Origin of the sequence: Kitasatospora sp. HUAS MG31 (genome assembly GCF_040571325.1) — a bacterium.
GTDB lineage: Bacteria > Actinomycetota > Actinomycetes > Streptomycetales > Streptomycetaceae > Kitasatospora > Kitasatospora camelliae.
Genome location: NZ_CP159872.1, coordinates 5,057,889 through 5,075,919, shown reverse-complemented (window position 1 = coordinate 5,075,919; position 18,031 = coordinate 5,057,889). Strand labels below are relative to the sequence as shown.

16 protein-coding genes are annotated in these 18,031 nt (G+C 72.5%); 1 reads left to right on the top strand and 15 read right to left on the bottom strand.

What is annotated here, in order from left to right; translation table 11 throughout:
- Positions 1–333 precede the first annotated feature (333 nt).
- The 10 genes from lepB (ABWK59_RS22920) to proS all read right to left on the bottom strand — a co-directional run bounded on the left by lepB (ABWK59_RS22920) (position 334) and on the right by proS (position 9,439).
- Positions 334–1,275 carry a signal peptidase I gene (lepB, locus tag ABWK59_RS22920; RefSeq protein ID WP_420492940.1) on the bottom strand — a complete coding sequence of 314 codons (942 nt, stop codon included), beginning with the start codon at positions 1,273–1,275 and terminating at the stop codon, positions 334–336.
- A 185-nt stretch (positions 1,276–1,460) separates the two neighbouring features.
- Complete coding sequence (gene lepB, locus ABWK59_RS22915; protein ID WP_420492833.1) at positions 1,461–2,444, bottom strand: signal peptidase I; 984 nt, start codon at positions 2,442–2,444, stop codon at positions 1,461–1,463.
- The gene (gene lepB / locus ABWK59_RS22910; RefSeq protein WP_420492832.1) at positions 2,428–3,456 is read right to left on the bottom strand and encodes a signal peptidase I; all 1,029 of its coding nucleotides are present in this window, start codon (positions 3,454–3,456) and stop codon (positions 2,428–2,430) included. Before lepB (ABWK59_RS22910) ends, lepB (ABWK59_RS22915) begins: the two co-directional genes overlap by 17 nt.
- 68 nt (positions 3,457–3,524) lie before the next feature.
- Positions 3,525–3,875 carry a 50S ribosomal protein L19 gene (rplS, locus tag ABWK59_RS22905; RefSeq protein WP_354642479.1) on the bottom strand — a complete coding sequence of 117 codons (351 nt, stop codon included), beginning with the start codon at positions 3,873–3,875 and terminating at the stop codon, positions 3,525–3,527.
- Positions 3,876–4,025: 150 nt separating this feature from the next.
- Complete coding sequence (trmD, locus tag ABWK59_RS22900) at positions 4,026–4,844, bottom strand: tRNA (guanosine(37)-N1)-methyltransferase TrmD (protein ID WP_354645069.1); 819 nt, start codon at positions 4,842–4,844, stop codon at positions 4,026–4,028.
- A gap of 5 nt (positions 4,845–4,849) precedes the next feature.
- The gene (gene rimM, locus ABWK59_RS22895; RefSeq protein WP_354642478.1) at positions 4,850–5,497 is read right to left on the bottom strand and encodes a ribosome maturation factor RimM; all 648 of its coding nucleotides are present in this window, start codon (positions 5,495–5,497) and stop codon (positions 4,850–4,852) included.
- 242 nt (positions 5,498–5,739) lie between these two features.
- Positions 5,740–5,979, bottom strand: a complete 240-nt coding sequence (locus ABWK59_RS22890) for an RNA-binding protein (protein WP_043916171.1) — start codon at positions 5,977–5,979, stop codon at positions 5,740–5,742.
- Positions 5,980–5,981: 2 nt separating this feature from the next.
- Positions 5,982–6,410 (bottom strand): 30S ribosomal protein S16, encoded by a 429-nt coding sequence (gene rpsP, locus ABWK59_RS22885; RefSeq protein WP_099902879.1) that lies wholly within the window; start codon positions 6,408–6,410, stop codon positions 5,982–5,984.
- Positions 6,411–6,914: 504 nt separating this feature from the next.
- A complete protein-coding gene (locus ABWK59_RS22880) occupies positions 6,915–7,493 on the bottom strand; it encodes a hypothetical protein (protein WP_354642477.1) in 579 nt (192 codons plus the stop codon).
- 533 nt (positions 7,494–8,026) lie between these two features.
- A complete protein-coding gene (gene proS / locus ABWK59_RS22875; RefSeq protein WP_354642476.1) occupies positions 8,027–9,439 on the bottom strand; it encodes a proline--tRNA ligase in 1,413 nt (470 codons plus the stop codon).
- 211 nt (positions 9,440–9,650) lie between these two features.
- Here proS and ABWK59_RS22870 point away from each other — a divergent pair, with 211 nt between their 5' ends.
- Positions 9,651–10,469 (top strand): class I SAM-dependent methyltransferase, encoded by an 819-nt coding sequence (locus ABWK59_RS22870; RefSeq protein WP_354642475.1) that lies wholly within the window; start codon positions 9,651–9,653, stop codon positions 10,467–10,469.
- A gap of 207 nt (positions 10,470–10,676) precedes the next feature.
- On the opposite strand, the gene ABWK59_RS22865 is transcribed toward ABWK59_RS22870, so the two are convergent.
- The 5 genes from ABWK59_RS22865 to ABWK59_RS22845 form a co-directional block, all read right to left on the bottom strand.
- Positions 10,677–11,204 carry a GNAT family N-acetyltransferase gene (locus ABWK59_RS22865; protein WP_354642474.1) on the bottom strand — a complete coding sequence of 176 codons (528 nt, stop codon included), beginning with the start codon at positions 11,202–11,204 and terminating at the stop codon, positions 10,677–10,679.
- Positions 11,205–11,439: 235 nt separating this feature from the next.
- Positions 11,440–13,008, bottom strand: coding sequence for a signal recognition particle protein (gene ffh / locus ABWK59_RS22860; RefSeq protein ID WP_354642473.1), 1,569 nt, complete (start codon positions 13,006–13,008; stop codon positions 11,440–11,442).
- A 225-nt stretch (positions 13,009–13,233) separates the two neighbouring features.
- Positions 13,234–15,765, bottom strand: coding sequence for a [protein-PII] uridylyltransferase (locus ABWK59_RS22855; protein ID WP_420492831.1), 2,532 nt, complete (start codon positions 15,763–15,765; stop codon positions 13,234–13,236).
- Positions 15,766–15,998: 233 nt separating this feature from the next.
- Positions 15,999–16,337 (bottom strand): P-II family nitrogen regulator, encoded by a 339-nt coding sequence (locus ABWK59_RS22850; protein WP_354642472.1) that lies wholly within the window; start codon positions 16,335–16,337, stop codon positions 15,999–16,001.
- Entirely contained in the window at positions 16,337–17,662 is a 1,326-nt protein-coding gene (locus ABWK59_RS22845) for an ammonium transporter (RefSeq protein ID WP_354642471.1), read from the bottom strand. Before ABWK59_RS22845 ends, ABWK59_RS22850 begins: the two co-directional genes overlap by 1 nt.
- Between the last annotated feature and the right edge of the window lie 369 nt (positions 17,663–18,031).

The following is an 18,031-nucleotide window of genomic DNA, read 5'->3' as shown; positions in this document are numbered from 1 at the left end:
ATCGGCTCGCCCTCCGGTCCGGGGCGCCGTGCCAGCACCGGGCCGCCCACGCCGGGCGGTGTCCCGCCGACGCTGCGACCCCAGCAGGGGCGGCAGGCCCCACCCGTGGGAGAAAGCCGACGGGCCGCGGCACATGCGAGCAGATTACTCGCCGGTACCACGGCCCGCGCAAGACTCGTCCGCGAATCATCCGTCCAAGGGGCCGTCGGATCCACTTCCGGTACGGCCGGACGATCACCGTGCGGCGCCGGCCGGATCACCCCGGCCCGGCCCGGATGTTCCGGACCGAACCCAGAGCGACCGGCCCCGCCCCGCACGTCTGCCGTGAGGCCCTCAGTCCCGCCGACGGCGCAGCAGCCAGACCACCGGCAGCGCACCGGCCGCCCCCGCCAACGCGGGCGCGGTCGGGACGAGCGACGCGGCGGACGACAGGCCCTTCTGGTCGAAGGTGTCCGGCACCGGCAGGGTCGCCCAGTCGCCGATCGGCCACGCCACCACGAACGCCCGGCCGACCACGTTGCCCGCCGGCACGGTGCCGCCGCCCGGCTGGTCCTGGTGGTAGCGGGAGTCGAGGGAGTTGCCGCGGTGGTCGCCCATCACCCAGATCCGCCCCTCGGGGACCTTGACCGGGCCGAACGGCTTCTGTCCGCACGGGGTGTCGCCCGGGTAGATGTACGGCTCGTCGAGCGCGACGCCGTTCACCTTCACCGGCCCGCTGCCCTGGCACTCGACCGTGTCGCCGCCGACCGCGATGACGCGCTTGATCAGGTCCTTCTCGTCGCTGGACGGCATCAGGCCGATGAAGCTGAACACGTCCTGCACACCGCGCACGAAGGCGCTGTCGCTGCGCTGGGTCGGCTCGCCGTCCAGCCAGCCGCCCGGATCCCGGAAGACCACCACCTCGCCGCGCTCCGGCTCGGAGCCGAACCAGGGGGTCAGCTTGTCCACCAGGACGCGGTCACCGACCCGCAGGGTGTTCTCCATCGACCCGGAGGGGATGGAGAAGGCCTGCACGAAGAAGGTCTTGATGACCAGGGCCAGGATCAGCGCGATGCCGATCAGGATCGGCAGTTCCTTCCAGAAGGAGCGCTGCTTCGCGGCCTTGGGGTTGTCCTGAGTACGGTCAGTACCGTCGCCGCCCCTCTCGGTCGACTCCGTCGACCCGGTCGGCTCGGTCGGTTCCGTGCCCGCGCTGTCCACGCCCTCATCCTTCTCTTCCGGGGCCGCACCCGTTCCCTCGGGCTCCGGGGTGCCCGAGCGGGCACCGATCACCAGATCCCCCACAACCACTCCTCCCTGCTGTGCGGACGTCTGCCCGCCCGCACTCACCGGTGCCGCTCAGCGGGCACCCACACTCCGGAATCGACCGTTGGCCCGCCTCAGGGCTTGCCCGTGACAGGCACTCCTGACACCGGCGCAGTCCCTGGAGACGTCTCCAGGACTCTCTCTATCACTCCTGCTCAGCGTGCCCGGGCTCCCACACGGTGGGCTGGCCGATCCGCCTGCGGTCCGTCCTCGTCGGGCCGACCCCGCCGCCACCGTACAAGGACGGGCAGGACGCCCAACACACCCATAACGAGCGGAGGTTCCGCAGGATCCGGCCTGGCGGCCCCCGATCGCGGATCAATTCCCAGTCCCGAGGCCGCCGGGCCCGCCGACAACGAGGAGAGTGAACCCGGCACCTCGAGTTGACCGGCCCGCGGCAGCGGCCAGGCGATGACGAACGCGTGTCCCACCACGTTCGAGATCGGGATGGTTCCCTCACCCGGATCCGCCATGTGGAACCGGGAGTCCGCGGAGAGGTCGCGGTGGTCGCCCATCACCCACAGCCGCCCGGCCGGTACCCGGATCGTGAACGGCTGCCGCGACGGGGCGTTGCCGGGCGCCACATAGGGCTCGTCCACCGGGCTCCCGTTGAGGGTCAGCTTCCCGTTGTCGTCGCAGCACTGGACGGTGTCGCCGGGCACTCCGATCACGCGCTTGATCAGGTCCCGCTCGTCGTCGGAGGGCAGCAGACCGGCGTGTGAGAGCAGCGATTTCGCCTGCTTCATGACGGGCCCGTCGGTGGAGGGTTTGTGGTCCGTCTCCAGCCAACCACCCGGGTCCTTGAACACGACCACCTGGCCGCGCTTCGGCTCGGCACCGAACCAGGGGGTGAACTTGTCCACCAGCACCCGGTCGCCGATCTGGATCGTCTGCTCCATCGATCCTGAGGGAATGACGAAGACCTGGACCAGGAAGGTCTTCAGCACCACCGCGATCACCACGGCCACCACGGCGATCATGGGTATCTCGCGCAGCAGCGAGCGGCGCCTACGGCGGGCGGCCCGCTTGGCCGTCCGCCGGCGGTCGGCACGCCCCCGGATCGGACCCGCCGACTCGTCCACCGCTCCGTCGTATCGGCTCGGTGGCTCGACCGTCCGGCCCTTACCGCGCGTTCCCATGGCCACCAGTCCCCTCGATCGAGGCGAAGGCCGCGGGCCGCTCCAACGAGCCCCACCGGCCGACCGGGAAGACCACCCAGTCGGCACGTCCGATCACCTTGTCCTCCGGCACGGTCCCACCGCCCGGCTCACCGAGATGCTCCCGCGAATCGCGGGACTGGCTGCGGTGGTCGCCCATCACCCACAGTTCCCCCTTGCGCACCACCACGTCGAAGCGGACGGCCGACGGCGCGTCCCCGGGGAAAAGGTACGCCGTCTCGTCCAGGGGCATCCCGTTCACGGTGATCCGCCCGGAGGAGTCGCAGCAGGTGACCCGGTCACCGCCCACACCGATCACCCGCTTCACGAAGACCGTGTCCCCGGCCGGCGCCAGGCCGACCTCGGACAGCCAGTGCCGCGGCCCGGAGGGCTCGGCCGCGTACGGAAGGAAGGAGCCCGTCCCGTCGAAGACCACGACATCGCCCCGCTGAACCGTGTCCCCGAAGGCGTACGCCAGCCGGTCGGCCACCAGCCGGTCGCCGGGCTTCAAGGTGTTCTCCATCGAGCCCGAGGGCACGGCGAAGGGGCGCGCCACGAAGGCGTTCACCACCAGCAGCGCCAGCAGACACACGCCGACCAGCAACGGGAGGTCCCGCGACAGCCCTCGCCCCCGCCACCACCCGGGCGCCGCCGACCCGCTCGTCCGCCCGGGCGTCGTACCGTCAGCGTCACCGTCGACCGGCCTACGGCTGTCGCCATCGCCGTCGTCGATGCCGTCGAGATCACCGTCGACCGATCCGCCACCTACGGCAGCGGCCGGTCTCCCCCCGTCGCCGCCACCGGTCGGCCCCGTACCGTCCGAGCCGTCCTTATCATCATCGTCCGAGCCGTCCACGTGAACCGCGTCGACCATGCCGCCCCCCGCCCCGCGCTCCCGCCCGGATGTGGAAACGACCGCGGACCGCGACGGCGCTTCCGGATCCGTGGATACGGGATTGCCGTCGCGGTCCGCGACTGGTTCGTACGTGCTCATCGGGTGGAGCTTATCCTCAGCACCTTAAAGGTGAGGTAGGGCCGACCCCCCGCCGAGCATGCGCGCGATCAGTTGTCGCGCTTCTCCTTGATCTTCGCAGCCTTGCCGCGCAGGTCACGGAGGTAGTACAGCTTGGCGCGGCGGACCGCACCGCGGGTCACGACCTCGATCTTCTCGACGACCGGGGTGTGCACCGGGAAGGTGCGCTCGACGCCGACGTTGAAGCTGACCTTGCGAACGGTGAAGGTCTCGCCGATACCGGCGCCGTGGCGGCGGATGACGACGCCCTGGAAGACCTGGACACGAGAGCGGTTGCCCTCGATGACGCGGACGTGGACCTTCAGGGTGTCACCGGGACGGAAGGCCGGGATGTCGGTACGCAGCGAGGCCGCGTCGACAGCAGCGAGCTTGTTGCTCATGTTGCTCTCCATCGCAGGCGCCACGGGCCGCCCACGGAAATCGTCTCAATGGGATGTACTGCGGGCCGCATCGGCTGGCGGTGATCCCCCCGTGGCGGGGGCACCGGGCCACGTAGCGCCCGGGGGCGCCCAACGGCAGACAGCAGTCGCCTATTCTTCCACAGCCTCGGCCGTGGTCCGAAATCGGCCCAGTTCCGCGTCCCAGGCCAGGCCGAGGACGCTCAGCGCCTCGCGCTCCTTCTTGGTGAACGCGTCACGCTGCCAGCGGGCGACCAGGTCGGGGCGGTGGGCGAGGGTCCGGGCGAAGGCCTGCTCCCGCCGCCACTGCGCGATCTTGCCGTGGTGACCGCTGAGCAGCACCTCGGGCACCTCGCGACCGCGCCACTCGGCGGGCTTGGTGTACACCGGGCCCTCCAGCAGGTCGGCCATGGCACCAGGGGCGAAGGAGTCGTCGCGGTGAGACTCGGCGTTCCCGAGCACACCTGGCAGCAGCCGGGCGATGGCCTCGACCATCACCAGGACCGCGACCTCACCGCCGGCCAGCACGTAATCGCCGATGGACGCCTCGACCACCGGCATCCGGGTCGCGGCCTCCTCGATCACCCGGCGGTCGATGCCCTCGTACCGCGCGGGCGCGAAGGCCAGCCAGGGGCGGCCGGCCAGTTCCTGGGCCAGCTCCTGGGTGAACGGGCGCCCGCTGGGCGTCGGCACGACCAGCGTCGGCACCTCGCCCTCGGGCCCGGCGGCGACCACGGCGTCCAGCGCCGCGCCCCAGGGCTCCGGCTTCATCACCATGCCCGGGCCACCGCCGTACGGGGTGTCGTCCACGGTGCGGTGCACATCGGTGGTCCAGGAGCGGAGGTCGTGCAGGTGCACGTCGAGCTGGCCGCGCGCGCGAGCCTTGCCGACCAGCGAGACGTTCAGCGGCTCCAGGTACTCGGGGAAGATCGTGACGACGTCGATCCGCATCTCGCTCACGCGCCGTCCCCCTCCGGCTCGCCGTCCCGCTCCTCGGCGGAGCCCGAGTCACTGGAACCCGAGTCACTGGAACCCGAGTCACCAGCGCCGGAGTCACCGGAGCCCGCCTCGTGGGAGCCCGCCACCAGAGCGTCCGCGGGGTCGATCAGGCCCGGCGGCGGGGTGATCACGGCACGCTGGTTCTCCAGGTCGACGGTGGGCACGATCTGGCTGACGAAGGGCACCAGCACCTCCGTGCCGTCGGCCTTCCGGACGGTGAGCAGGTCCTGGTACGGCAGGTGGATCACCTCGGTCAGCTCGCCGACCGGGGTGCCGTCGGCGAGGACCACGTCCAGCCCGATCAGCTGGTGGTCGTAGTACTCCTCCGGGTCCTCGGGCCGCTCCTCCGGGTCGACCTCGGAGATCAGCAGGGTGCCGCGCAGCGCCTCGGCGCCGTTGCGGTCCTTGACCCCGGCGAAGCGGAGCAGCAGCCGTCCGCTGTGGACCCGGCCGGATTCGACGGTCAGCGGGCCGGCCGAGGCCGGGTCGGTCATCAGGACGGCTCCGGGACCGAGCCGGAGTTCCGGCTCGTCGGTACGGACCTCGACGCTGACGTCGCCCTTGATGCCGTGGGCACGGCCGATCTTGCCGACGACGAGCTGCACGGTGATCGCTCTCCTGGGAATCGTGCGGAAGGACGGGGTGGGAGGGGCCGAGCCGGCCGCGGACGGGCCGAGCCGCCGGGCGGGCCGCCCCGCCGAAGCGGGCTCGCGCCGGGCCCGACAGGCCCTGACGGATCCGACCGGCCACGACGGACCGGCGGCCCACGGCAGGAGCCCAAAGCAAAGGACCGGCCGGGACGAATGCGTCCCGGCCGGTCCCTGGATCCTGATGGGTCGTGCGTGCGTCAGCGGATGCTGTCCACGTCGACCAGGTCGACCCGAACGTTGCGACCGCCGAGGGCGCCGACCACGGTGCGCAGAGCGCGTGCCGTACGGCCGCCGCGGCCGATCACCTTGCCGAGGTCATCGGGGTGCACCCGGACCTCGATGGTGTGGCCCCGGCGCAGGTTGCGCGAACGGACCTGCACCTCGTCCGGGTGCTCGACGATGCCCTTCACCAGGTGGTCGAGGGCTTCCTCGATCACGATCAGGCCTCGGTGGAAGCGGCCTCGGCCTCGTCAGCCTTGTCCGACTTCTTGGCCTTCGGGGTGATGGCGACACCGGTGGTGGCGTCCTCGAAGCCGGCGACGGCCTTCGCGAACAGGTGCGAGAAGTCCTCGACCTTGGGCTCCGCGACCTTCAGCGGCGCCGGAGCCGGCAGGCCCTTGAACTTCTGCCAGTCGCCGGTCAGCTTCAGGATGGCGAGCACCGGCTCGGTCGGCTGGGCGCCGACGGACAGCCAGTACTGGGCGCGGTCGCTGTCGACCTCGATCTTCGAGGGGTTGTAGGTCGGCTGGTAGATGCCGATCTCCTCGATCGCACGACCGTCACGCTTGGTGCGGGAGTCGGCGACGACGATGCGGTAGTGCGGGGAGCGAATCTTGCCGAGACGCTTCAGCTTGATCTTGACTGCCACGGGAGTGGATTCTCCTGGTGTTGACGTGGGTGAGCGGCCACTTCCACCGCGTGGGGTTGCGGGGCGGGCCGTTCAAGGGACACGCCAGCCGTAGGAGAGAGGGGTCCTGCTCGGCTGCCGAGTACTCAGCCATCCATTCTGCCACATGGGCCGGGTCGACTCTCCCGCACCCGACTGTGCCGGCATCCACGCCAGGCCGGGCCACCTCACACACCGGGCAGCGCCGCCATCCACGCCAGGCCGAGCCTGCGCCCCCGCCCACCCGGACGGTCGCCCACACCCGCCCGGACCAGCGCGCGTACCCGCCCGGACCACCGCCCGGACCCACCCGGGCCGTCGCCCGTACCCGACCAACCGGTCAGGTCGGCCCGACCGAGGGCCCCCGCCCCCGGTAGAGCCGTCACTCCTGCCACCACTGCGGCCGCCGTCGGCACCGGCGCGACACGGCCGCGGACCTGCGGTGCGGGATCGCCCCGCGGCGCGGGGCACGCAACAGCGGGTCGGTCAGGCGATCCGGAACGGCTGCTGGCACGCACCGCACACGATGGACGCCTGGGCGAGGACGGACGGCACGACTCGGACGTTCCGCCCGCAGCCGCAGACCGCCTTCACCCGGACTCCTCCGCCGGAGGATCCGTGCCGGGCCGCCGGACCGCGGAACGGCCGGTTGGCACCGTCGCCGGCCACGGCCAGCTGGTGCGCGCCGAGCGCCCGGTCGAGCCGCTCGATCGTCTCGGTGTACCGCTCCCGGGTCTCGCCCAGCATGGTCACCTGCGAGAACCCGCTGCTGGCATGCGGCTCGACCGGGTGGGCCAGGCCCAGCTCGGAGGCGAGCAGCAGGAAGCGGCGGTTGTGGTAGCGCCCGGCCCGCGAGGTGTCGCGGATCTCGCGGGCGGCGGCCAGCCCGTGGGCGGCCTCGTGCAGCAGCCGCTCGAAATCGAGCCGCGTGCCACAGGCCGAGGAGGACTCGCCGATCAGCGCCTCGGGCGAGGCGAGGTCGGGGAGGTCCTGGTGGAAGGCCTGGATGTCGCTCCAGGCGGCGGCCAGTTCGGCCGCCAGGACGAGGGGCTGTGTCGTGCTCACGCTGTACCAACGATGTGAAGAGAGCCGATGTTCCGCGAGTTCCCGTTCGCCGGGAATTCCCAGCGAACTCTCAGGAATGCACCGCTGTGCGCGAATTGCACTGCTCGGATCTGACGCAAGACCAACCCCCTACAACTCTGGGCCCTTCGGAAGCCCGACGGGCTCACGGCAACCGCCCAGGAGCCCAACATCCCCAAGGCGGACGGCCCGCGCCCGTCGAAAATTGACAGGGCCACGGGCCGTATACCGTACCGCTAGTTTCGCACCATCGGGAGTTGACCGGTGAGTAGTCTCGAAAAGACGTCCGTGAATATCGCGCCGGACTTTTCGAACGCCCCCGGATCACCACCGGATCGCCGCGGACCACCGACGGATCACCCTCGGCGAGCCCCCGGAACGCCGACGCACCACGCGCCACCCGTACACCCGCACCGTCCCCGGCCGGCTCACCGTAGCGGCGGCTCACCGGGCCCCGGCCGGAGCCCCGAGGCGCCGGATACCCGGCACCCGGAGCCCCAGTACGCCCCGGTACGTCAGTACGCGCGGGCGACGATCGCGACGTTCCCGGCCTGGTCGTCGGTGGCCGGCACCGAGCCGTCCGCGGCGACGATGCAGCGCACCGAGACGCCCTGCTCGGCCAGCTTGGCCTCGCCCTCCGGGCCGAGGTCGGCCCAGGAGATCCGGCCCCAGCCGGTCGCGGCGGCCTCGACGGCCTCGTCGAGGCTCGTGACCTCGACCGTGCGGGCCTCGCGGCGCTCGCGGGACTGGCGCAGCAGCAGCGCCTGGTCCTCCTCCAGGATCGTGGGCACCAGGGTGGCCAGGGCGTCGGAGGCCACCGGCTCCTTGCCGCCGGCGATCCGGCGGACCAGCATCGCGGTGCCGTTCTCCAGGTCGCGCGGGCCGACCTCGATGCGGACCGGGACGCCCTTGAGCTCCCAGTCGACGGCGCGGCGGCCGAACGGGGTGTCGGTGCGGTCGTCGACCACCACGCGGACCCCGGCCTCCTCCAGCTTGGCGCCGATCTCGCGGACCTTGGCCAGCACCGCGTCGTCGCCCTTGATGGCCAGGACCACGGCCTGGACGGCCGCCAGCCGCGGCGGGACGCGCAGGCCGTTGTCGTCGCCGTGCGACATGATCAGGCCGCCGACCATGCGGGTCGAGACGCCCCACGAGGTCTGCCAGACGTGCTCGCGCGCCGAGTCGCCGGACAGGAACGTGGTGTTGAACGCCTTGGCGAAGTTCTGGCCCAGCTCGTGGCTGGTGCCCATCTGCAGGGCCTTGCCGTCGCCCATCATGCCCTCGAGGGTGAGGGTGTTGATGGCGCCGGCGAAGCGCTCCTTGGCGGTCTTCCGGCCGAGCACCACGTCGATGCCCAGCACGTTGGTCATGAAGTCGCCGTACACGTCGGTGTGGATGCGCGAGGCGTAGTCCCGGGCGTCCTCGTACGTGGCGTGGGCGGTGTGGCCCTCCTGCCAGAGGAACTCGGTGGTGCGCAGGAAGACGCGCGGGCGGAGCTCCCACCGGACCACGTTGGCCCACTGGTTGATCAGCAGGGGCAGGTCGCGGTGGCTCTGCACCCACTTGGAGAAGTACTCGTTGATGATCGTCTCGGAGGTCGGCCGGACGACGACCGGCTCCTCCAGCTCCTTGCCGCCGCCGTGGGTGACCACCGCGAGCTCGGGGGCGAAGCCCTCGACGTGCTCCGCCTCCTTGGTCAGGTAGGACTGCGGGATGAACATCGGGAAGTACGCGTTCTGGGCGCCGGCCTTCTTGATCCGCGCGTCCATCTCCTGCTGCATCCGCTCCCACAGGCTGTAGCCGTACGGTCGGATGACCATGGTGCCGCGCACCGGACCGTTGTCGGCCAGCTCGGCCTTGTTGATGAGGTCCTGGTACCAGCGCGGGAAGTCTTCCGCCTGAGGGGTGAGAACGGGTGCCTTAGCCATGGGGCAGATGGTACGGGGAGTGGGGCACCGACTGTGAATCCGTCCACCCGCGCACACACCGGGGCGCACACCCGCGGCGCACGGATACCTGCCCGCACCCCTCTGGACGCCGGGCCCGACCCGCTGTTCGCTGGTAGCGGGGCGGAACGAACGGGGGGAGCACGGCTGTCGACGCGGATGAGTCAGCAAGAGGACCGGATGGGAGGCCGCGATGGCTTCAGCGCAGGTGACCGGCACCACGGCGCAGCGCACGCGGGCGCGGGCAACGGCGGGGTCGCACGGCCGGGCGCGTGACTGGGCGGAGATCCAGGAACGGATGCTCGTACCGCTCTACCAGGCCGTATACCAGCGACTGGAGGTCGGACCGGCCACCAGCCTGCTGGGTCTCGGCTGCCGGTCGGGGCTGGCCCTGCTGCTGGCGGCCGAGCGCGGCGCGCAGGTCGCGGGGGTGGAGCCGGAGCCGGAGCTGAGGGAGCTCGCCCAGGGGCGGGGGCTGCAGGTGGCGGCCGCGGCGGGTGCCCCCCGTTCGGCGTACGGCGTCCCCCGGGCGGCGCATTCGCTGGTGACGGTTTTCGAGCAGCTCCCCTACAGCACCCGGCCGGGCGAACTGGTCGCCGAGGCCGCCGGGCTGGCGCTCCGCGGCGGACAGGTGGTCCTGGCCACCTGGGGGCCGCCGGAGCGCTGCGAGAGCGCGCCCGTCCTGGACGTCGCGCGCCGCCGGGCCGCCCGCCCGCCGGCTGACGGTCCGTTCGCCCTGAGCGGGCCCGGCGCCCTGGAGGAGCTGCTGCTGGCCGCCGGACTCCGCCCGGCCGGCAGCGGCCGGGTCGGCTGCCCGTTCGCCTACGTGGACCTGGATTCGGCGGTCCGCGGGATGCTCTCCACCGGGCTGTACGAGACCGCGATCGAGGACGCGGGGCAGGCGCTGGTCGGCAAGGAGCTGGAGGAGGCGCTGCATCCGTACGTCCAGGCGGACGGCTCCGTGCGGATGGTCAACGTCTTCCGGTACGTGGTGGCCGAACAGCCCCGCTGACCGAACAGCCCCGCTGACCCGATCGGACGGGCGGTCCGATCCCGTCGTACGGCCGGTCCGGACCGGCGAAGAGCCCCGCGCCCCTCACGAGGGGGCGGGGCTCCGGCCCGTCACCGATCGACTCGGCCGCTCACGCCGGAACCAGTCCGGAGCCAGCCCGGGACCAGTCCGGGACCACTCCGCGATCACTCGGCGATCACGCCGGGACTACTCCGGGATCAGCGGGGTCCACTCCTCCGCGGTGAGGGCGAACCGCTCGTGGTCGCGCCAGGCTCCGTCCAGGAAGAGCATCCGCGGGGTGAAGCCCTCGTGCCGGAAGCCGAGCCGGCGCGCGAGGGCGATCGAGCGGTCGTTGTCGGGCTGCACGTTGATCTCCAGCCGGTGCAGGCCGATCCCGCCGTCGGCCGGGTCGGCGAAGCAGCGGTCGATGACCAGGCGCATGCCCTCGGTCATCCGGCCCGTACCGGCGAACGGCAGGTAGGAGTCGTAGCCCAGGGCGCCGTTGCGGAAGCGGCCCATGACGATGTTGGCCACGTTGCACTTGCCGACCAGGCCGCCGGTTTCGAGGTCCTCGATGAGGAAGGTACGCAGACCGACGCCCTGACGGTCCAGCAGGTCCGGCAGGCCGTCCGGCTCGACCGGGTTCCAGCGGCCGATGTGCTCGGCGGAACGACGGACTGCCTCGGCGTACATCGGCTCGTCGGCGGGCCTCGGCGCCCGGATCCTCACTCGCATCCGACCATCATCGACCATGTGCTCGACGCCCGCCCCGGAGGCGCGGAACTCGGTTCCGCGCGCCGTCCCCGGCCATGTGCGCCCGGCCTCACGGGAACCCGAGACCTGGCCTCACGGGGACCCGCGATCGGCCCGGACCCGGCCGGGGCGGCAACCGACCGGCGGACGGCCGAAGGCCCCGCCGACGTACGGCGGGGCCCTCGGACAACAGAACCGGTTCGGTCCGGACCAGGGATCAGAGCAGGTCCTTGAACTCCTTGGGGAGCTCGAAGTCGGCCGGACCCTTGCCCGCGCCGAGGCCGAAAGCGCCGCCCTGGCCGGCCTGCTGCGGTCCGCCGGCCGGGCCGAGGGCCCGGCGCTCGGCGGCGGCGGCCTCCTCCTGCGCCCGCTTCAGCGGGTTGCCGGACCGCTTGCGGCCCTTGGCCGGCTGGGCCTTCTTCGCCCGCTTGGCGCCGCCACCGCCCATGCCGGGGATACCCGGCATGCCGGGGATGCCCTTGCCGGAGGCCATCGCGGACATCATCTTCCGAGCCTCGAAGAAGCGCTCGACCAGGTTGTTGACCTCGCCGACCTGCACGCCCGAACCCTTGGCGATACGGGCGCGGCGCGAGCCGTTGATGATCTTCGGGTCGGTCCGCTCGGCGGGGGTCATCGACTTGATGATCGCGCCGACCCGGTCCACGTCCCGGTCGTCGATGTTGTTGATCTGCTCGCGGATCTGGCCCATGCCGGGCAGCATGCCGAGCAGCTTGGAGATCGAGCCCATCTTGCGGACCTGCTCCAGCTGCGCGAGGAAGTCGTCGAGCGTGAAGTCCTTGCCGCCGCCCTGCAGCTTGGCGGCCATCTTCTCGGCCTCGGCCTGCGAGAAGGTCTGCTCGGCCTTCTCGATCAGGGAGAGCATGTCGCCCATGCCGAGGATGCGCGAGGCCATCCGGTCCGGGTGGAAGGCGTCGAAGTCGTCGATCTTCTCGCCGTTGGAGGCGAACATGATCTGGCGGCCGGTCACGTGGGCCACCGACAGCGCGGCACCACCGCGGGCGTCGCCGTCCAGCTTGGAGAGCACCACGCCGGTGAAGTCGACGCCGTCGAGGAAGGCCTGCGCGGTGGTCACCGCGTCCTGGCCGACCATGGCGTCGACGACGAACAGGACCTCGTCCGGGTTCACGGCGGCCCGGATGTCGGCGGCCTGCTGCATCATCTCGGCGTCGATGCCGAGGCGGCCGGCGGTGTCGACGATGACGACGTCGTACTGCTTCTGCTTCGCGTACTCGATGGAGTCCCGCGCCACCTTGACCGGGTCGCCGACGCCGTTGCCCGGCTCGGGACCGTAGAAGGCCACGCCGGCCCGGTCGGCCATCACGCCGAGCTGGGTGACGGCGTTCGGGCGCTGGAGGTCGCAGGCGACCAGCAGCGGGGTGTGCTTCTGCTGCTTCAGCCAGTGGCCGAGCTTGCCGGCCAGGGTGGTCTTACCGGCACCCTGGAGGCCCGCGAGCATGATCACCGTCGGGCCGGACTTGGCGTACTTCAGCCGGCGGGTCTCGCCACCGAGGATGGTGATGAGCTCCTCGTTGACGATCTTGATGATCTGCTGGGCGGGGTTCAGCGCGCCGGAGACCTCGGCGCCGAGCGCCCGCTCCTTGATCTGCTTGATGAAGGCCCGCACCACGGGGAGCGCGACGTCCGCCTCCAGCAGGGCGATCCGGATCTCGCGCGTGGTGGCGTCGATGTCCGCCTCGCTGAGGCGGCCCTTGCCCCGGAGGTTCTTGAACGTCGCTGCGAGGCGGTCGGAGAGTGTGTCGAACACGTCGGTCGCGGGTCCCTTGCGGCATCGGTACGGCTACGGTCGTCGAACCCCAAGGGTATCCGCACGCCAACGGATGGGGGTCCACCCGGGATCCGATAGGCCTCGGACCGGGGTCCGGGACGCCCTCGGGCCCGCCTCCGGACGGCCCTGGACGCCCCCGGAACGCCGGCCGGAGGCCCCTGCCCGACGGCCTCGACGGCCCCGGCCAGCCCGGGGTCGCCCCGGCTACCCCAGCGCCTGCTGGACCGCCGCGGCGACCTCCGCCGCCCGTCCGGGCGCCAGCGGCCGGCCCTCGGCGTCGGTGACGTAGAACGCGTCCACGGCGTCCGCGCCCAGGGTGGAGACGTGGGCCGTCCGCAGCCGGACCCCGGCCTCGTCCAGCGCCCGCCCGATCCGGTGCAGCAGCCCGGGGGCGTCGTGGGCGCGGACCTCCAGGATGGTGGCGCTGGAGGAGGCCCCGGCCGCCACCGAGACCACCGGGGGCGGGGTGGCGATGCCGCGCCGGCGCGGGGCGGCGGCGTCCCGCTCGGCGAGCTTGCGGGCGACGTCCAGTGAGCCGTCCAGGGCCCGTCGCAGGTCGGCCCGGAGCCGGGCGGCCTCCGGCAGCTCGCCGTACTCGGCGGCCACCGTCCAGGAGAGCAGCAGCACCGGCCCGGCCCCGATCGGGTCGAGTTCCCGCAGGCTCGCCGAGCGGACGGTGAGCCGGTGCAGGGCGAGTACCCCGGCGACGGTGCCGAGCAGTCCGGGCCGGTCCTGGATGGCCAGGGTGAGCTCCACGCCCATCGGCTCGGGGGCTCCCGGATCCTGCCGGCCGGTACCGGCGGCACCCGACACACCCGGAGCACCCGCCGGCGTCCCCTGCGCGGCCAGGCCGAGCGCCGGTCCCGCGGTGCGGGCGGCCTCCACCGCCAGCCGCTCCTGGTCGGCGGTGGGTTCGGCGGCGACGGGGAAACGCAGGTCGCCGGCCAGCTGGGCGGCGGCCCGGTCGACCAGGCCGGCCACCAGCGAGGCCCGCCAGGTGCTCCAGGCGGCCGGGCCGGTGGCGGTGGCGTCGGCCTCGGTGAGCGCGTGCAGCAGCTCCAGGTGGGAGTGGGTGCCGGCGATCTTGGCGATCAGGTCGACGGTGGCCGGGTCGTCGGGGTCGCGCCGGGTGGCGGTGTCGATCAGCGTGAGGTGGTGCCGGACCAGCAGCGCCAGGGTCTCGGTGTCGGTCTTGTCGAAGCCCATCCGGGTGGCCACGTCGCGGACGATCACCTCGCCCGCCTCGGAGTGGTCGCCGGGCCAGCCCTTGCCGATGTCGTGCAGCAGCGCCGCCACCAGCAGCAGGTCGGGCCGGGCCACCCGCCGGGTCATCGCGGCGGCCTTGACCGCCGTCTCGATCAGGTGACGGTCGACGGTCCAGCGGTGCACGGCGTTGCGCTGCGGACGGCAGCGGACCCGCTCCCAGTCCGGCAGCAGCCGGCTGATCAGCCCCTCGGCCTCCAGCGCCTCCCAGACCGGCAGGCAGGCCTCGCCGGCGCCGAGCAGGGTGACCAGCTGCTCGCGGGCCTCGTCCGGCCAGGGCACCGGCAGCGGCCGGGTCTCGGCGGCGAGCCGGCGCACGGTCGCGTACGAGACGGTCAGCCCGGCCTGGGCGGCGGCGGCGGCGGCGCGCAGCGGCAGCACCGGGTCCTGGGCGGGCCGGGCGGCCTGGGCGAGCACGGCCTCGCCGTCCTGCTCGACCACGCCCTCGGCGAGCGGCCGGCGTTCGACGGCGCCCTTGGCGACCGCGCCGGTGCCGCGTCCGGCACCGCTGAACGGGAAGGCGAGCCGGGGGATCCGCCGCCCCCGGTTGGCGCGGGCGGCGAGCACCCGGTCGACGGCGCGCCAGGTGACGTCGGAGGCGTAGGCGATCGTGCGGGCGCTCTCGTAGACCTGGCGCAGCAGGGTGTCGGCGTCGAGCACGCCGAGCCGCTCGGCGACCTGGTCCTGGTCCTGCAGGCTGAGCCGCTCGGTGGCCCGGCCGGTGGCCAGGTGGAGGGCGTCGCGGACGTCGCTGAGCTTCACGGCCGCCGCGTCCAGGCCGTCGCGGGGGGCGTCGGCGAGCCAGGTGGCGGCGATGGCGTTGAGCGCGACCGCGTCGCGCAGGCCGCCGCGGGCCTCCTTGAGGTCGGGTTCGAGGAGGAAGGAGAGCTCGCCGTGGCGCTCGGCCCGGGCCTGGCAGAGTTCGCGCAGCTCGGGCAGCCGCCGGGGGGCGGCGGCCCGCCAGTCGGCCAGGACGGTGGAGCGCAGTGCGGCGGTGAGCTCGGCGTCGCCGGCGATGTGGCGGGCGTCGAGCAGTCCGAGCTGGGCCTTGAGGTCCTCGCCGGCGACGGCGCGGGCCTCGGCGGGGGTGCGGACGGAGTGGTCGAGGGCGGCGCCGGCGTCCCAGACCGGGTACCAGAGGCGCTCGGGGAGTTCGGGGTCGAGGTCGTCCTGGTACAGCAGCAGCAGGTCGAGGTCGCTGCGCGGGGAGAGTTCGCCGCGGCCGTAGCCGCCGACGGCGACCAGGGCGGTGCCCGCGGGGGCGCCGGCGGCCCGGAACAGCTCGGCGAGCCAGCGGTCGGCCAGGCCGGCGAGGGCACGGCGGCGGTCGGCGCCGCGGACCGCCGGGTCGGCGAGCAGCCGGGCGCGCTCGGCGGCGTAGTCGGTGGGTTCCCCGCCGCCGGTCGGACGGCCGGGGTCGGTGCCCGGGCGGTCGCCGGGCAGAAGGGGCGGGTTGACCTCGGGCGTCGTCACGTCGTGCTCCCCGTCCGTGGTGCCGGATACGCGGTTCGGATGCGCGGTTCGGATACGCGGTTTGGATGCGCGGTTCGGATACGCGGTTGCCGGTGCTGTGCACGCGGTTCCCGCCTCGCACGGTCCCCGGTGCGGTGCCCGCGGTTCCGTGCCGGATACGCGTCCGGCGGACCTGCCGCCGGTGGGCAGCAGGTCCGCCAAGCGGTGCTGATGGGAATGCTCTGGTTCGAATGCTAGAGGGCGTCGGGCCCACGCTCGCCGGTCCGCACCCGGACCGCCGTGTCGACCGGGACGGACCAGACCTTGCCGTCACCGATCTTGCCGGTGCGGGCCGCCTTCACGACGACGTCGATCAGCTGCTCGGCGTCCTCGTCCTCGACCAGGATCTCTATCCGGACCTTGGGCACCAGGTCGACGGTGTACTCCGCGCCCCGGTAGACCTCGGTGTGGCCGCGCTGCCGGCCGTAGCCGCTGGCTTCGGTGACGGTCAGGCCGTGGACTCCGAAGGCCTGCAGGGCGTCCTTCACGTCGTCCAGGCGGTGGGGCTTGATGACGGCGGTGATGAGCTTCATCAGGCGTCGACCTCGGTCTTCCGGGCGGTGGCGGTCACAGGGGCGGGGGTCGACACGGGGCGGGCGACGCTGGCACCGACCGCGGTGAAGTCGTAGGCGGACTCGGCGTGCTCGGCCTGGTCGATGCCGGAGACCTCGACCTCCTCGGAGACCCGGAAGCCGATGGTCTTCTGGATGGCGACGGCCAGCAGCCAGGACAGGACGAAGGAGTAGGCGCCGACCGCGACCACGCCCATGGCCTGCTTGCCGAGCTGCTCGAAGCCACCGCCGTAGAGCAGGCCCTGGGCGGTCTGGCCGACGTGGCCGGTGGCGAAGACGCCGATCAGCAGCGAGCCGATCACGCCGCCGACCAGGTGGACGCCGACCACGTCGAGGGAGTCGTCGTAGCCGAGCTTGTACTTGAGGCTGACCGCGGCGGCGCAGGCGACACCGGCGATGACGCCGATGGCGATGGAGCCGAGCGGGGAGACCGAGCCGCAGGCCGGGGTGATGGCGACCAGACCGGCCACCGCGCCGGAGGCGGCGCCCAGCGTGGTGAACGCGCCGTGCTTGATCCGCTCGTAGGCGAGCCAGCCGAGGACGGCGGCGGCGGTGGCGACCTGGGTGTTGATGAAGGCCATGCCCGCGACGCCGTTGGCGGCCAGGGCGGAGCCGGCGTTGAAGCCGAACCAGCCGAACCACAGCAGGCCGGAGCCGAGCATCACCAGCGGGAGGCTGTGCGGGCGCATCGGGTCCTTCTTGAAGCCGATCCGCTTGCCGAGCACCAGGCAGAGGGCGAGGCCCGCCACACCGGCGTTGATGTGGACCGCGGTGCCGCCGGCGAAGTCGATCACGCCGTTGCGGTCGCCGAGCCAGCCGCCGTTGCCGCCGTCGAAGAAGAACACCCAGTGGGCGACCGGGAAGTAGACGACGGTCACCCAGAGCGCCACGAACAGGCCCCAGGCGGCGAACTTGGTGCGGTCCGCGACGGCACCGCTGATCAGGGCCGGGGTGATGATCGCGAACATCAGCTGGAAGGCGGAGAACGCGGTGACCGGGATGGTGCCGGTGAGGTCGTTCAGGCCGATGCCGCGCATGCCCAGGAAGTCGAGGTTGCCGATCAGACCGGCGCCGGCGTCCGGGCCGAAGGCCAGGGAGTAGCCGTAGAGCACCCAGAGCACGCTGACGATCGCGAGCGAGATGAAGCTCATGACCAGCATGTTGAGCGTGCTCTTGACCCTGACCATGCCTCCGTAGAAGAAGGCCAGACCCGGGGTCATCAACATGACCAGGGCCGCACAGATGAACACAAAGGCGGTATCGCCCGCGCTGAAGCCGTCCGGCATCGGCGTCTCCTCCGAAATGAAAGCCGCTCCACACCCGGGATCCCTGTCCCGTGCCACCCGGGGTGTCGGCGATGAGAGGAGCGTGCCGAAGGCAAATTTCGGCCGATGCGGCTCGGTGTTTCGCCGCAGTGACGTGGTCGACGCGGGCGTTACGACCAGGTGAACCGCGGCCGTGCCATGACAGCCTGTGGGCTATGGTGCGGCCCGCACCACGCCGGGTGCGGGTTCGATCACCGCCCGTGGGGACCGCGCCTTCGCGGGCCGGGGGAGCCCGTTTCGGTGTGCGAGCCGCGCGGCCCCCACGGTCGGAGCCGTGACCGAAAAGCCTCGGTCGGGGCGACGGGCCGGGCCCCTCCTCGCGCGGTTCCG

Coding starts and splice junctions, on each gene's coding strand:
- ABWK59_RS22865 (WP_354642474.1), bottom strand. CDS start 11,204: ATGCGAGTGAGGATCCGGGCGCCGAGGCCCGCCGACGAGCCGATGTAC.
- trmD (WP_354645069.1), bottom strand. CDS start 4,844: ATGCGGATCGACGTCGTCACGATCTTCCCCGAGTACCTGGAGCCGCTG.
- ABWK59_RS22870 (WP_354642475.1), top strand. CDS start 9,651: ATGGCTTCAGCGCAGGTGACCGGCACCACGGCGCAGCGCACGCGGGCG.
- ABWK59_RS22850 (WP_354642472.1), bottom strand. CDS start 16,337: ATGAAGCTCATCACCGCCGTCATCAAGCCCCACCGCCTGGACGACGTG.
- ABWK59_RS22845 (WP_354642471.1), bottom strand. CDS start 17,662: ATGCCGGACGGCTTCAGCGCGGGCGATACCGCCTTTGTGTTCATCTGT.
- proS (WP_354642476.1), bottom strand. CDS start 9,439: ATGGCTAAGGCACCCGTTCTCACCCCTCAGGCGGAAGACTTCCCGCGC.
- rplS (WP_354642479.1), bottom strand. CDS start 3,875: ATGAGCAACAAGCTCGCTGCTGTCGACGCGGCCTCGCTGCGTACCGAC.
- lepB (WP_420492832.1), bottom strand. CDS start 3,456: ATGAGCACGTACGAACCAGTCGCGGACCGCGACGGCAATCCCGTATCC.
- lepB (WP_420492833.1), bottom strand. CDS start 2,444: ATGGGAACGCGCGGTAAGGGCCGGACGGTCGAGCCACCGAGCCGATAC.